The sequence below is a fragment of the Cognatilysobacter segetis genome (assembly GCF_004359965.1).
Taxonomy (GTDB): Bacteria; Pseudomonadota; Gammaproteobacteria; order Xanthomonadales; family Xanthomonadaceae; genus Cognatilysobacter; species Cognatilysobacter segetis.
This window is the reverse complement of sequence record NZ_SMRQ01000056.1, coordinates 1-13,000: the sequence shown is the minus strand read 5'-3', so window position 1 is coordinate 13,000 and position 13,000 is coordinate 1. Positions and strand designations below refer to the sequence as shown.

The following is a 13,000-nucleotide window of genomic DNA, read 5'->3' as shown; positions in this document are numbered from 1 at the left end:
CCGACTACCGCCAGCTTTTCTCGATCTACGCCAACCTCGAAGGCAAGGAACAGCAGACGATCGACATCATCAACGAGGGCATGACGAAGGGCGTGCTGAAGCCCGACTACAACGTCTACCTCGCGCTCGCGCAGTCGTACTACTTCTCCGAGCAGACCGACAAGGCGATCGACGCCTACCGCAAGGCCGCGCCGATGGGCAAGAACGGCGAGGCCTATCTCGCGCTCGCCGGCGTGCTTCGCAACGAGCAACGTATTTCCGAAGCGAAAGCGGCCGCGGAGCAGGCACTGGCCAAGGGCGTGAAGCATCCGGAGGACGCCAAGAAGATCCTCGCACTGCCGGGCAAATAATCTGATCGCGGCAGCGGTCACAAGCACGCAAAACACGCTTGGAACCGCTGCTGCCGTTTGGTATATGCTTGGAAATTCCCATGACCGTGAAGGCCGTGGGGTTGCACACCGCCCGCGGCGCCATGGCGTCCGGAAATTCCTCCTGAGCAATGGCGCATGACGCAATACACCCACGCCACTCGAGATAACGAAGGACTGAACTGGGCGCGTATCGCCGGTATCTCCTCCGCTATCGCCGTGCACGTCGCGGCACTGCTTCTGATTCTCGTCCCGGCCACCGCGCCGAAGGTCGTGAAAGAAGAAGAGCAGGTCACGGTCGTCAACCTGATCAAGCCGCCGCCGCCGCCCCCGCCGCCGCCGCCGCCGAAGGAGCCGCCCAAGCAGCTCATCCTGAATCCGCCGAAGCAGCAGATCGTCCAGCCGACGCCGACGCCGCCGCCGCCGGAGCAGCCGCCGGTGATCGTCGACAATCCGAGCCCGGTCGACGTGCCCGCGCCGCCGCCGGCACCGCCGGCGCCGCCCGCCAAGGCACCGGCGCCGCCGCCGAACGTCGTGAACGGCCAGGCCAGCGTCTGCAGCAAGACCAGCCCGAGCTATCCGCCGACGGCGCTGCGCGAGCAGGCCGAAGGCACCACGATCGTGCAGGTCACCTGGACGCCGGACGGCACCATCACCGACGCCAGCGTCCGCAAGAGCGCCGGCAACCGCGACCTCGACCGCGCCGCGGTCACGGCGGTCCGTCGCTGGAAGGTCTGCCCGGGTGATCCGGGTACGGCCGTCGTGCCGGTGGTGTGGTCGCTGGAGTAATCCGGCGACCCCCGCCCGAAACCGATACCAAGCCCGTAACTTTTTGCACCACCTTTCAACTACTCAACAAAGGTAAGCGTCATGCTGCAGGAAACCCTCGCCCAAGCCGCCGCCACCGGAGGCAACGCCGCATCTGCCCTGACGCAGATGGGCCCGCTGCACCTGCTTCGTGAAATGACCGGCGACCCCGGTGCATTCATCATCTCGTGGGTGGTGCTCATCACCCTCGTGCTCATGTCGACCCTGTCCATCTACTGGATCGTCATGAACTTCATCAAGAACATCCGCCTGCGCGGCACGTCGGATCGCGTCATCAGCACGTTCTGGGAAACCCCGAACGCGCAGGACGCCATCCGCTACATGGAAGAGCAGCCGCGCTCGGAGCCGTTCTCCAAGATCGCGCTCGACGCCGCCCAGGCCGCCGCTCACCACCAGCGCCACGAGGGCTCGCGCCTCGTCGAGTCGCTGAACCGCTCGGAGTTCGTCGACCGCGCCCTGCGCCAGGCCGTCACGCGTGAGTCCTCGCGCCTGGAAGCCGGCCTGACCGTGCTCGCCACCGTCGGTTCGACCGCGCCGTTCGTCGGTCTGCTCGGTACGGTGTGGGGCATCTACGGCGCCCTGATCCGCATCGGCGCCAGCGGCAACGCGGGCATCGAGGCCGTCGCGGGCCCGGTCGGCGAGGCGCTGATCATGACCGCGCTCGGCCTGTTCGTCGCGATCCCGGCGGTGCTGGCGTACAACTTCTTCAACCGCCTGAACCGCGTCACCAACAACAAGTTCGACACGTTCGCGCACGACCTGCACGACTTCTTCGCCACCGGTGCACGCGTCGGCGAAGTCCCGGTCAAGCGCTGATCCAGAGCCGGTCGAACGAATAAACCGGAGTACGGCACATGGCCTTCAGTACAGGCAACAGCGGCGGCCCGATGGCCGAGATCAACGTCACTCCGCTCGTGGACGTGATGCTGGTGCTGCTGATCATCTTCATGATCACCACGCCCCTCATGCAGCACAAGATCGCGGTGGAACTGCCGGAGGCCAAGCTCGACAAAGCGGGCACGGACATGCCGCCGGTGCCGCCGGTCACGTTGACCATCAAGGAAGACGGGTCGGTGTTCTGGAACGATGAGCCCATCACCAAGAGCGCGCGGGAAAGCGAGCTCTCGGTGACGGCCCAGCGCGTCCCGCAGCCGCAGGTCAATGTTCGCGGCGACAAGACGACGAAGTACCAGCTCCTCAAGGAATACGTGGATCTGGCCCAGCACCAGGGCATGCGCAAGGTCGGCTTCGTCGCCACCAAAGAGCACTGAGGAACCGTAATGGCTTTCAAGACCGACTCGGGCGGTTCATCGCCGATGGCCGACATGAACGTGACGCCGCTCGTCGACGTCATGCTCGTGCTGCTGATCATCTTCATGGTGACGGCGCCGATCTCGTCCTACCCGATCGACGTCAACCTGCCGCAGCCGACGCTCAATCCGCCGGAGAACCCGAAGGAGCCGCCGCCGCCGATCTCCCTGCGCATCGATGCCTCCGGCGTCGTGTTCTGGGACAACGCGCCGACGCCGCTGGGCCAGCTGGAATCGCTGATGCGCCAGACCGTGCAGCGTGATCCGACCAACCAGCCGCGTCTGGAAATCGACGTGGCCGGCCAGGCCGAGTACGACACACTCGCGAAGGTGCTGGCGTACGCGAAGAACGCGGACATGGACAAGATCGGTTTCGTCCAGAAAGAAGAGTGACCCCGCGGCGGGAGCAAGAACGGCTTCGCGCCGTCGCCCGCCCGGACCGCTACACGCTGCTTACCTTGTTGAAAACGCCGCCTCCGGGCGGCGTTTTTTTGTGTGCGGCGTTGGCCCCGTTTGGGTCATACCCGTGTCGCGAGCGCCGCGTACTGCCACCTGCCCCGGTACGCGGCGAACATCGCGTCGGCCTCATCGTGCGGCGCGATTCCGCGAAGCATCGACACGGCTGCCGCCGCGCCGCAGTCGACCGGCGGGCAGCGGATCGACAGGCGCCGAGGGCGTACTGGACGGCACGCTGATCGCCGTCAATCGCAGCGACAACTGCGAGACCCGCGACCGTAGCGCTCACGACATCTAATGCTGCTGGAAGCGCCGTGTCGACGTGCATTCCGTCGCGCCTCAAAGCGCCCAGGCACTCCGAACGCCACGCGCCGAGCCCGGGCGCGCGGGGTCGAAGCGTCGCGCCGCCCCCCGTCGCTAGGCGGCGTCGATCGCCGCCCGGTAGCGCCGCACGGTGGTGTCGAGCCCCTCGTACAGCGCGTCGCCGATCAGCGCGTGACCGATCGAGACCTCGAGCACGCCGGGCACGCCACGCAGGAACGCCGGAAGATTGACCCGGCTCAGGTCGTGGCCCGCGTTGACTCCCAGGCCCGCCGCCTGCGCGCGTTGCGCGACGATCGCGGCCGATTGCAGCGCGTCGCTGGCCTCGCCCGCCGCGAAGGCCGCGGCGTAGGGACCGGTGTACAGCTCGACGCGATCCGCGCCGACCGACGCCGCCTGTTCGACGCCCGTCGCCGCCGGTTGCGCCGCGGCCGCGGCATCGGCATCGACGAACAGGCTCACCCGGCACCCCAGCGCCTTCAACGCGGCGACGAGCTCGCGCAGCCGGCCCGTGTCGCCGGTGAAGTCGAAGCCATGGTCGGAGGTGATCTGCGCATCGCCGTCGGGCACCAGCGTCGCCTGCGCCGGACGCACGGCCTCGCACAGCGCCAGGAAGCCCGGGTAGCCGGCTCGCGGTGGCGCGAACGGATTGCCCTCGACGTTGAACTCGGCGCCGCGCTTCCGCGTCAGCGCCGCGAGCGCATGCACGTCGTCGGCGGTGATGTGGCGGGCGTCCGGACGCGGATGGACGGTGATGCCGAAGGCACCCGCGTCGAGGCAGGTTCGCGCGGCGCGCACCACGCCGGGCTCGTCGCCGCCGCGCGAGTTGCGCAGCACCGCGATCTTGTTGACGTTGACGCTGAGGTGGGTCATCCGCGCATCGTACGCCGAGGCGCGGGCGGAGCCCCTCAGGCGTCGGGCGGCGTGCCCATCGACGCGGCGGCGCGGCGCGCTTCGGCCTGCTCCCGCAGGCGGATCAGCTCGGCCGGGTCGACGATCATGGTCGGGTCGCCGCTGCGGCTTTCCACGCGAGCAGCCAGCAGGCCCATCAACCAGGCGAGCAGTAGGCCGAACGCGGCCAGCAGCGCGACCACCATGACGCCCGCGGTGGCGGTCTTGAACGCGATCGCGAGTGCCGCGACGGCCAGGAGCAGATAGAGCCAGGACATGCGTTTTCCTCCCCCGTCCGCCGCAGTCTAGCCCCGCCGCGCGGCGGTTCGCCCCGCCCGCGCGCCCGGACGGACCGCCCGTCATGCCGCCGCACCACGCGGGCGCAACGCGCCGGGACCCGCGGGTCCCGCCCATCCGCGACGCCCACGGCCCGGCGCGACCTACAGCAACGGCGACATCAGCCGCGCGAGCGACTCCGGCAGCCGCGCGCGCAGGAACGAGCGGCGGCGGTCGGCGCGCACGCGCGGCGCCTGCGCCATGTCGTGCTGCAGCAGTTCGGCGAGCGACGCGGCGATGCCGGCGTCGCGGAACAGCATCGAGACCTCGAAGTTGAGCCGGAAGCTGCGGTAGTCGAAGTTCGCGCTGCCGATGATCGCGACGTCCTCGTCGCAGAGCAGCGCCTTGGTGTGCATCAGCCGCGGCCCGTACTCGTGGATGCGCACGCCGGCCGCGAGCAGGTCGTCGAAGTAGGACCGCGCGGCGTAGGTGACCAGGCGCGAGTCGCTGAGCGACGGCACCAGCAGGCGCACGTCGAGGCCCGCGAGCGCCGCCGAGGTCAGCGCCATCATCGCGGCCTCGCCCGGCACGAAGTAGGGGGTCGCCAGCCAGACGCGCTGCCGGGCGGCATGGATCGCCGCCACGTGCAGGCGATGGATCGGCTCCCACGGGCCGTCGGGCCCGGAGACCAGCACCTGCGCATCGACCGCGCCGCGCGCGGGCGCGACGCGCGGGATGCTCGGCGCGCGCTGGCCGGTCGCGTAGATCCAGTCCTCGAGGAACACCTGCTGCAGCGCGCCGACCACTTCGCCCTCGATCCGCAGGTGCAGGTCGCGGTAGGCGTCCGCGCGCAGGCGCTCGTCCTCCTCGTCGGTGACGTTGATGCCGCCGGTGAAGGCGATGCGCCCGTCCACCACCACGATCTTGCGGTGCGAGCGCAGGTTGAGCCACGGACGCCGCCACGGCGCCAGCATCGGATGGAACCAGGCGACCTCGCCGCCGGCCTCCACCAGCGGCGCGAGGAAGCGCCGCCGCAGGCGCGCCGAGCCCACCGCGTCGACCAGCAGGCGTACCGTGACGCCCGCCTTCGCGCGCTCGACGAGCGCATCGCGCACGCGCGTGCCGGTGCGGTCGGGCTCGAAGATGTAGTACTCGAGGTGCACGTGCTCGCGCGCGCCTGCGATCGCCTCGACCAGCGCGTCGTACGTGGCGCCGCCGTCGACCAGCAGGCGCACGTCGCTGGCGGTGGAGGCGGGCAGGCGGGTGGTCGCCTGGCCCAGGCGCGCGAGCTCCCGGAGTTCGGCGTCCGCCGCGTCGCCGTCCGCCAGCGGCAATCGCGCCCGCGCCCGTCCGCGACGCAGTCGCTGGCGACGGATGCGCTGCGGGCCGAACCAGTAGTAGATCACGAAGCCCAGGTACGGCAGCACCGCGAGGCTGATCAGCCAGGCCAGCGTCGCCGCCGGCTCGCGCTTCTGCAGGACGATCCACAGCCCGAGACCGATCAGGTAGACCAGCCAGCCGGCCGCGAACAGGTCGAAGCGCAGCGGGTGGGCATGCGCCGCGGCGTGCAGCCAGTCCAGCAGCGCCGTCATCGCGCAGCCCGCGACGGGCCGGCGGCGGGCAGCCGGCGAGGGGCCGGAACGGAGGGCGGACGGTGCGGCGTCATGCGGTCACGGCGAAGGGGCGTTCCCGATCTTACGGCCGCTGGCGTCACGCCCGTCTCGACGCGCACGTCCCACAGGCTGAGACGCACGCGCGCGAAAATCCCGGCATGACCGACGCGCGCAAACCGATGAAGCCGATCAAGGGCCGCGGCGCCGCGTCGCGCGTCGCCTCGCGTTTCGACGCCACCACGGTCGAAGGCGTCGACGACGGCTGGGGCTCGGTCTACGAGGACCTCGCGGAAGCGCCGAAACCGGCGACCACCGTCACCGAGGAACGCGCGCGCAGCATCCTCACGCGCAACCAGTCGCCGGACGTCGGCTTCTCGCAGTCGCTCAATCCCTACCGCGGCTGCGAGCACGGCTGCGTCTACTGCTTCGCACGGCCGACGCACAGCTATCTCGACCTGTCGCCCGGGCTCGACTTCGAGACCAAGCTGTTCGCCAAGACCAACGCCGTCGAGCGCCTGCGCGAGGAGCTCGCCAAGCCCGGCTACGTGCCGCAGGTGACGGCGCTCGGCATCAACACCGACGCGTACCAGCCGATCGAGCGGCGCTACGGCATCACCCGAGCGGTGCTGGAGCTGTTCGCGGAAACGAAGCATCCGGTGAGCTTCGTCACCAAGAGCGCGCTGATCGAGCGCGACGTCGACCTGCTGGCGGCGATGGCGCGCGACAACCTCGTCAGCGTGCACTTCTCGGTGACCACGCTCGACAACCGCCTGGCCTCGAAGCTCGAGCCGCGCGCGTCGGCACCGCATTCGAAGCTGCGCGCGATGAGGGCGCTGAGCGAGGCCGGCGTGCCGGTCGGCGTGATGGTCGCGCCGGTGATCCCGATGATCACCGACATGGAGATGGAGCACATCCTGGAAGCCGCGTTCGAACACGGCGCACGCGAGGCCGGCTACACGCTGCTGCGCCTGCCGAACGAGCTGAAGGAGGTGTGGCGCGAATGGCTCGAGCTGCACTATCCCGACCGCGCCGCGCACGTGATGAGCCTCGTGCAGCAGATGCGCGGCGGCAAGGACTACCAGGCCGGGTTCGGCACGCGCATGACCGGCACCGGCGTGTTCGCGCAGCTGGTGCAGCAGCGCTTCCGCAAGGCGCGTGCGCGCCTGGGTTACGGCCGCTTCGGCGAACTCGATGCGAGCCGTTTCGCGCCGCCGCGCCGGGCGACGCCGCAGGGCGAGCTGTTCTAGCGCGGGCGTCAGCCCGGCAGCAGCGGCCCGCCCAGCCACAGCCAGCGCGCCATCCACGCGCACACCAGTGCGATCAGCACGGTGAGCGGCAGCCCGATCTTGAGGAAGTCGCCGAAGCGGTACTGGCCCGGCCCGAGGATCAGCAGGTTGCCGTGGTGCCCGATCGGCGTGAGGAACGCGACCACTGCGCCCAGCGCCGTGCACACCACGAACGGGGTGGGTGCGAGGTGCAGTCCGTGCGCGAGGTTGAGCGCGACGGGCGCCAGCAGCACGGTGGTCGCGCCGTCGGACAGGATCTGCGTCAGCAGCGCGGCGACGCCGAACATCACCAGCAGCACCGCCAGCGCGGGCCAGTCGGCGACGACGCGCAGCAGCCCGTTCGCGAGCAGCTGCGCGGTGCCGGTGGATTCCATCGCGACGCCCAGCGGGATCACGCCCGCGATCATCACGAACACGCGCACGTCGATCTCGCGGTAGGCGCGGTCGACGTCAACGCAGCGCGTGGCCACCATCGCCACCGCACCGAACAGGAAGGCGAGCGGCGCCGCCAGCCACTCCGTCGCCGCGGCGACGACCGTGGCCGCGAGGATCGCCAGCGCCAGCGGGGCGCGCAGCCGGCGCTTGGCCTCGCCCCCGAACGGCATCAGCATCAGGAAGCCGTGGTGCGAGGCGAGTTCCGCGAGGCGCGAGGCGCGCCCGAACAGCACCAGCAGGTCGCCCTCGCGCAGGCGCACGTCGGCCAGGCGCAGCGACTGCGGCCCGCGCCGCCGCCACAGCCCGGCCACCACCGCGTGGAAGCGACGCGCGAAGTCGAGCTCGCGGATCGAGCGGCCGATGAACTCCGAGGCCGGGGCCACCAGCGCCTGCACCAGCTGCGGCTCGCCGTCGCCGTCCACGTGCGACTCGAACCGCGCCAGTGCGTTGAGGTCGAGGCCCGGATCGTCGTGCAGCGAGGCCAGCGCATCGGCCGACGTCTCCACCAGCAGCACGTCGCCGGCGATCAGCGGGCTGCCGTCGACGAGGTCGCGGCGCACGTGGCCGTCGCGCATCCAGCCGTGCAGCTTGAACGAGCCGCCGAGCGCGCGCCGCAGCTCGGCCAGCGGCCGCGTGCTCCAGCGCCCGCCCTCGACGATGCGCAGCTCGGTGCGGTAGCTGCCGAGCTGCATCCAGTCGTCACCCGCCGCCTGGCCGGCGCGATGCGGCAGCAGCCAGCGCGCGACCATCATGTACGGAATGCTGATCGCCACCAGCGCCAGGCCGATCGGCGTGATCGAGAAGATGTGCAGCTCGCCGCTGCCGCTGCGCTCGAGCAGGTCGGCGGCGAGCAGGAACGCCGGCGCGCTGACCAGCGTCAGCGTGGTGCCGAGCGAGGCGGCCAGCGACATCGGCATCAGCAGCTTCGACGGCGACAGCCCGCGCGCCTGCGCGAAGCGGGTGACGATCGGCAGCATCATCGCCGTCACCATCACGTGGTGGGTGAACGAACTCAGCGCCGCCACCGCCGGCATGATCACCAGCACCGCGCGCCATTCGCGCTGGCCCGCCGCGCGGCCGATCCACTGGCCGAGGCGTTCGGTGATGCCGGTGGCCGCGAGCGCGCCGCTGATCACGAACACCGCGGCGACGATGATCGCCGGCTCGCTGGCGAAGCCCGACAGCGCCTGCTTCGAATCGAGCACGCCCGTGAGCACCAGCGCGAGCAGCGTGAGCATCGCGGTGACGTCCACGCGCAGCCTCTCGCTGACGAACAGGTAGAGCGATCCGGCGAGGATCAGCAGGAACAGGATCTGGTGCAGGTCCATCGAGGCGGGGTCCGTATGAACGCGCATCCTGCCATCCGTCGCGCGACAGCGACGCGCGGGCGCCGCATGGATCGGGCCGTCACCCGCGATGCGTACACTCCGCCGCTTCCATCGCGCCCTGGACGGTGCCCGTGACGCCCGACGCCGCCGCTACTCCCTCGATCGAAGCCCTCGTCGATGCCTGCGCCGTCCCGGCGGCGCTGGTCGACGTCGACGGTCGCGTGGTCGCGGCCAACGCCGCGTTCGCCGAGCGCTTCGGCGTCCGCGACGGTGACTCGCTGGGCGTGCTGGACGCCCGGCTGGTGGACGTCGGCCTGCGGGCCGGCGACGCGCCGCTGGCGCTGCCGGGCCATCCCGACGGCCAACTGCACCTGCGGCCGGCCGCGGGCCAGTGGCTCGCGCAGTGGCTGCCCGCCGTCGACACCACCGCCGAGCAGCGCCAGCTGCAGATGTTCGCCGACACCGTGGCGCACGACCTGCGCTCGCCGCTGCGCTCGATCGAGAGCTTCGCCAAGCTGCTGGAGGACCGCGCCGGCGCCAAGCTCGACGCCAGCGAACGCATGCACCTCTCGCGCATCCGTGCCGCGGCCACGCGCATGTCGGGGCTGCTGGCCGCGCTGGGCGAGCTGTCGCGTGCGGCGAGCGCGTCGATGACGGTCGCGCCGGTCGACGTGTCGCTGCTGGCCGAATGGGTGCTGGCCGAGCTGCAGGACGCCGAGCCCAGCCGCGAGGTCGAGGTCGACGTGCAGCCGGGGCTCATGGCGAACGGCGACGAGCGCCTGCTCAAGCAGCTGCTGCGCGCGCTGCTGGAAAACGCCTGGACGTTCACCCGCGGGCTGGAACGGCCGCGCATCGCCGTGCGCGGCGAGCGTGTCGGCGACCGCCTGCGCGTGGCCGTGCAGGACAACGGCCGCGGTTTCGACATGCAGTATGCTCACAAGCTGTTCCAGCCGTTCCAGCGCCTGCACGGCGTCGCGGAGGGCGCGGGCCACGGCCTGGGCCTCGCGATCGCGCAGCGCATCGCGCAGCGGCATGGCGGCGACGTGAGCCCCGCGTCCATCGAAGGACAGGGCAGCACGTTCACGCTGGAACTGCCCGCCGCGGAGAGCTGAGGCGTCGATGCACAAGGAAATCCTGCTGGTCGAGGACAATCCCGACGACGTCGAGCTGACCCGGCTCGCCTTCGACGAGGCCAAGATCGCCAACCAGCTCGCCGTCGTCGGCGACGGGGCCGAGGCGCTCGACTACCTGTTCGCACGTGGCCGCTTCGCCGACCGCGACCCCGCCGACCTCCCGTCGCTCGTGCTGCTCGACCTCAACCTGCCGAAGGTCGACGGGCGCGAGGTGCTGCAGGCGATCCGCGCCAACGAAGCGACGCGCTCGCTGCCGGTCGTGGTGCTCACCACCAGCACCGAGCCGTTCGACGTCGAGGCGACCTACGCGCTCGGCGTGAACAGCTACATCCAGAAGCCGGGGGATTTCGAACAGTTCGTGTGGGCGGTCAAGCAGGTCGGCCTGTACTGGCTCGTGCTGAACCACGCGAGGCCCTGAAGCCGGCGCCCGTGCGCGGACTCGCCGCCGCGGTGATCGCGCTGGCGCTGGCGCTGCCCGTCGCCATCGTCCTGACCTTCCTGTTGCTGCCGTTCTGGCGCTGGCTGGAGGACGGCTGGGGCATCGAGGCCGTCGGCCACGCGAGCCTGTCCGAATGGTGCTTCGTCGCCACGTGGCTCGTGCTCGGGACGCCGCTTGCGCTGCTGGCCCATCGCGCGTTCCGGCGACGCGGCGCGGCGCGTGACCCGGCCGCCTGATCGCTCAGCGCGCGCCGAACAGCGCCTCGGCGCGCTGGAACAGCACCCAGCTCGTCGCGATGACCTTGTCGCCGCCCTGCGGGCGGTTCCCGCGGTGCGTATGCGTGAACGCAGCGGGCGCGAGCAGCAGTGAGCCAGTCTTCGGCGCGATCTTGCGCTGCTGGTAGAGGAACTCGGTCTCGCCTTCGGCGAAGCCGTCGTTGAGGTAGACCGTCCATAGCAGGTGGCGGTGCAGGGTCTCGCCGTGCGCGTCGCGCGGGAACAGCTCGCAGTGCCAGTACGGATAGCCGCCGCGTCCGGCGGTGTAACGCTGCAGGTTGATCACGCCCGGCCGGAAGACGTGCATCAGCAGCGGCGTCAGCGCGTCGTCGTCCATCGCCTGCAGGCGCTCGGCGGTGAGGCGATGGCGCTTGGCGCCGTCCGGCACCTCGAGCATCAGCGGCGCGACCAGCGTATGCGGCCAGCGCCGCACGTAGTCGCGCAGGCCGGCGATCACCGCCGTGTTGAGCGTGTTGGCGACGTCGTCCCACTCGGGCTTGCCGAGCAGGGTGAGGTCGAGGCTGTCCTTCATGTCGGGGAACACGCCGCTGCCGATGCGGCCGGGCTGCAGGTCCCGGCTGGCGCCCAGGCGCGCCACCACCGCGGCGCACCAGGCCGGGTCGAGCGCGTTCTCGATGACGTGGATGAAGTCGGCGGGCGCGGGGATCGTCATCGGCGGCAGGGCGGCACGGGGGACGCGCGATCCTCGCACGCGGCGCGCGTTGCGCGGATGCAACGCACGCCGTAACGGCGCGCGGCCGCGGACTTGCTACGGCGAGAACCGTGCCAGCGCGGGCTTCCCGACCCGCTACCGCCGCTGCCAGACCCGTCGTGTTCATGCGAGGGACAGGCTCGTATGCGGTCGGTGACGTTTCACGAACGAAACGTTTCTTTCGCCTTCACGCGCTGCACCCGCGGCGTGCACGCGTAGAAAACGTTTCTAAACAACCACTTAAAAAGTTGGCACGGGACTGGCGTGGAGGTTGGCACCCATCGCACCGGATCGCCGACGTGTCCCTGCCGAACCCGCGACTGCTGATCTCCCTGCTGGCGGCCGCGCTGCCGCTCGCGGCGGGCGCGCAGTCGGCGCAGGCGACCGACCCGCAGCTGATCCTCACGCGCACGGTCGAGCCGCGCGTGGCCTACACGGCGCTGCCCCGGGCGACCGACAACCCGGTCGCCGTGCAGGCACCGGTGTTCCCGGGCGTCGCCTTCGGCAGTGCCATGGACGGCCTCGTCGCCCAGCACGTCGACGACAAGGTGCTCGGTGCCCTCGGCGCAGGTGGCCTCGTGAACACCGGCGACCCCCGCAGCGCGAAGTTCATGCCGGCGGGCCTGGCCCTGGGCCCCACCGCGCAGGGCACCGCGCCCACCGGCCTGTCCGGCCCGGGCGGCGCGATCGGCCACGCGACGTCCGGCATCGGCGACGTCGTCACGTCCACGCTCGCGCAGGCGCTCGGCGGCCTCGGAGGCCACCCGTGAGCCGCGCGTTCGCCCTCGTGCTGCCGCTTGTCGCCACCACCGCGTGGGCCGACGAGCCGCCGACCCCGCCGCCGCCGCCGACCTTCGCGACGCGCATCGACGGCGTCGCCGGGCGCGGGATGTCGGGTGTCGCGTCGATCAACCTCGTCGCCGGCCGCGGCAACGCCCAGGCCAACCTCGCCGCGATCGCGCAGGGCGGCTTCAACGCCGCGCACGTGGCGGGTGCGCAGGCCACCGCGGTGGCCGCCGGCGATGCCGCCCGTGGCGCCGTCGCCCGCATCACCGATGCCGCGCTCGGTGGCGGACGCGGCGTGCTCGCGGTGAACCAGGCGGCCGGCGCCGCGAACGCGCAGCTCAACGTGCTGGCGATCGGCGGCGACGAGGGCGGCGCCCACCTCATCCAGAACGTCGACGTGACCGCCCTCGCAGCGGTGGCGTCGGGCGTGCCACTCGAGCCCGACGCGGTGCCGGTCCTGCCGCCGACGCGCGAGGCGCGCATCGACGGCTCGGCGTTCGCGCGTCCGCAGGGCGTGCTCCAGATCAACCAGACCGCGGGCGT

16 protein-coding genes are annotated in these 13,000 nt (G+C 71.1%); 11 read left to right on the top strand and 5 right to left on the bottom strand.

Features of this window, described 5'->3' with window-relative positions:
- The 5 genes from E4F61_RS14715 to E4F61_RS11560 all read left to right on the top strand — a co-directional run.
- Positions 1-350 (top strand): tetratricopeptide repeat protein (locus E4F61_RS14715; RefSeq protein WP_484482003.1); only part of this gene is annotated, 350 nt, incomplete at its 5' end.
- Positions 351-506: 156 nt separating this feature from the next.
- On the top strand, positions 507-1,157 hold the full coding sequence (locus E4F61_RS11575; RefSeq protein ID WP_133479816.1) for an energy transducer TonB: 651 nt from the start codon (positions 507-509) through the stop codon (positions 1,155-1,157).
- Between the two features lie 81 nt (positions 1,158-1,238).
- Positions 1,239-2,012, top strand: coding sequence for a MotA/TolQ/ExbB proton channel family protein (locus E4F61_RS11570; RefSeq protein WP_133479815.1), 774 nt, complete (start codon positions 1,239-1,241; stop codon positions 2,010-2,012).
- A 38-nt stretch (positions 2,013-2,050) separates the two neighbouring features.
- A complete protein-coding gene (locus E4F61_RS11565) occupies positions 2,051-2,467 on the top strand; it encodes an ExbD/TolR family protein (RefSeq protein ID WP_133479814.1) in 417 nt (138 codons plus the stop codon).
- 9 nt (positions 2,468-2,476) lie between these two features.
- The gene (locus tag E4F61_RS11560; protein ID WP_133479813.1) at positions 2,477-2,899 is read left to right on the top strand and encodes an ExbD/TolR family protein; all 423 of its coding nucleotides are present in this window, start codon (positions 2,477-2,479) and stop codon (positions 2,897-2,899) included.
- A 480-nt stretch (positions 2,900-3,379) separates the two neighbouring features.
- Here the strand turns inward: E4F61_RS11560 and E4F61_RS11555 are convergent, their stop codons facing one another.
- The 3 genes from E4F61_RS11555 to cls all read right to left on the bottom strand — a co-directional run bounded on the left by E4F61_RS11555 (position 3,380) and on the right by cls (position 6,042).
- Positions 3,380-4,156, bottom strand: coding sequence for a pyridoxine 5'-phosphate synthase (locus E4F61_RS11555; protein WP_133479812.1), 777 nt, complete (start codon positions 4,154-4,156; stop codon positions 3,380-3,382).
- A 35-nt stretch (positions 4,157-4,191) separates the two neighbouring features.
- A complete protein-coding gene (locus E4F61_RS11550) occupies positions 4,192-4,452 on the bottom strand; it encodes a hypothetical protein (protein ID WP_133479811.1) in 261 nt (86 codons plus the stop codon).
- Positions 4,453-4,614: 162 nt separating this feature from the next.
- A complete protein-coding gene (cls, locus tag E4F61_RS11545) occupies positions 4,615-6,042 on the bottom strand; it encodes a cardiolipin synthase (protein ID WP_133479810.1) in 1,428 nt (475 codons plus the stop codon).
- Positions 6,043-6,221: 179 nt separating this feature from the next.
- Here cls and E4F61_RS11540 point away from each other — a divergent pair, with 179 nt between their 5' ends.
- Positions 6,222-7,310 carry a PA0069 family radical SAM protein gene (locus E4F61_RS11540; protein WP_238382903.1) on the top strand — a complete coding sequence of 363 codons (1,089 nt, stop codon included), beginning with the start codon at positions 6,222-6,224 and terminating at the stop codon, positions 7,308-7,310.
- Between the two features lie 8 nt (positions 7,311-7,318).
- Here the strand turns inward: E4F61_RS11540 and E4F61_RS11535 are convergent, their stop codons facing one another.
- Positions 7,319-9,139, bottom strand: coding sequence for an SLC13 family permease (locus E4F61_RS11535; RefSeq protein WP_238382902.1), 1,821 nt, complete (start codon positions 9,137-9,139; stop codon positions 7,319-7,321).
- A 104-nt stretch (positions 9,140-9,243) separates the two neighbouring features.
- Between E4F61_RS11535 and E4F61_RS11530 the strand changes: the two genes are divergently transcribed.
- The 3 genes from E4F61_RS11530 to E4F61_RS11520 are packed head-to-tail and all read left to right on the top strand — an operon-like array spanning position 9,244 to position 10,920.
- Positions 9,244-10,224 (top strand): ATP-binding protein, encoded by a 981-nt coding sequence (locus E4F61_RS11530; protein ID WP_133479809.1) that lies wholly within the window; start codon positions 9,244-9,246, stop codon positions 10,222-10,224.
- 7 nt (positions 10,225-10,231) lie between these two features.
- Entirely contained in the window at positions 10,232-10,663 is a 432-nt protein-coding gene (locus tag E4F61_RS11525; protein WP_133479808.1) for a response regulator, read from the top strand.
- A gap of 11 nt (positions 10,664-10,674) precedes the next feature.
- Complete coding sequence (locus tag E4F61_RS11520) at positions 10,675-10,920, top strand: hypothetical protein (RefSeq protein ID WP_133479807.1); 246 nt, start codon at positions 10,675-10,677, stop codon at positions 10,918-10,920.
- Between the two features lie 4 nt (positions 10,921-10,924).
- On the opposite strand, the gene E4F61_RS11515 is transcribed toward E4F61_RS11520, so the two are convergent.
- The gene (locus tag E4F61_RS11515) at positions 10,925-11,632 is read right to left on the bottom strand and encodes a 2OG-Fe(II) oxygenase (RefSeq protein WP_133479806.1); all 708 of its coding nucleotides are present in this window, start codon (positions 11,630-11,632) and stop codon (positions 10,925-10,927) included.
- A 338-nt stretch (positions 11,633-11,970) separates the two neighbouring features.
- Here E4F61_RS11515 and E4F61_RS11510 point away from each other — a divergent pair, with 338 nt between their 5' ends.
- Positions 11,971-12,441: a hypothetical protein gene (locus E4F61_RS11510; protein ID WP_133479805.1), complete on the top strand. Its 471-nt coding sequence runs from the start codon at positions 11,971-11,973 to the stop codon at positions 12,439-12,441.
- Positions 12,438-13,000: hypothetical protein (locus E4F61_RS11505; RefSeq protein WP_133479804.1), on the top strand; the 563-nt coding region annotated here is incomplete at its 3' end. The genes E4F61_RS11510 and E4F61_RS11505, both read left to right, overlap by 4 nt.

What these genes read in the sequence shown, in the direction of transcription:
- E4F61_RS11575 (WP_133479816.1), top strand. Translation starts at nt 507, where the DNA reads ATGACGCAATACACCCACGCCACTCGAGATAACGAAGGACTGAACTGG.
- E4F61_RS11570 (WP_133479815.1), top strand. Translation starts at nt 1,239, where the DNA reads ATGCTGCAGGAAACCCTCGCCCAAGCCGCCGCCACCGGAGGCAACGCC.
- E4F61_RS11565 (WP_133479814.1), top strand. Translation starts at nt 2,051, where the DNA reads ATGGCCTTCAGTACAGGCAACAGCGGCGGCCCGATGGCCGAGATCAAC.
- E4F61_RS11560 (WP_133479813.1), top strand. Translation starts at nt 2,477, where the DNA reads ATGGCTTTCAAGACCGACTCGGGCGGTTCATCGCCGATGGCCGACATG.
- E4F61_RS11555 (WP_133479812.1), bottom strand. Translation starts at nt 4,156, where the DNA reads ATGACCCACCTCAGCGTCAACGTCAACAAGATCGCGGTGCTGCGCAAC.
- E4F61_RS11550 (WP_133479811.1), bottom strand. Translation starts at nt 4,452, where the DNA reads ATGTCCTGGCTCTATCTGCTCCTGGCCGTCGCGGCACTCGCGATCGCG.
- cls (WP_133479810.1), bottom strand. Translation starts at nt 6,042, where the DNA reads ATGACGGCGCTGCTGGACTGGCTGCACGCCGCGGCGCATGCCCACCCG.
- E4F61_RS11540 (WP_238382903.1), top strand. Translation starts at nt 6,222, where the DNA reads ATGACCGACGCGCGCAAACCGATGAAGCCGATCAAGGGCCGCGGCGCC.
- E4F61_RS11535 (WP_238382902.1), bottom strand. Translation starts at nt 9,139, where the DNA reads ATGCGCGTTCATACGGACCCCGCCTCGATGGACCTGCACCAGATCCTG.
- E4F61_RS11525 (WP_133479808.1), top strand. Translation starts at nt 10,232, where the DNA reads ATGCACAAGGAAATCCTGCTGGTCGAGGACAATCCCGACGACGTCGAG.
- E4F61_RS11515 (WP_133479806.1), bottom strand. Translation starts at nt 11,632, where the DNA reads ATGACGATCCCCGCGCCCGCCGACTTCATCCACGTCATCGAGAACGCG.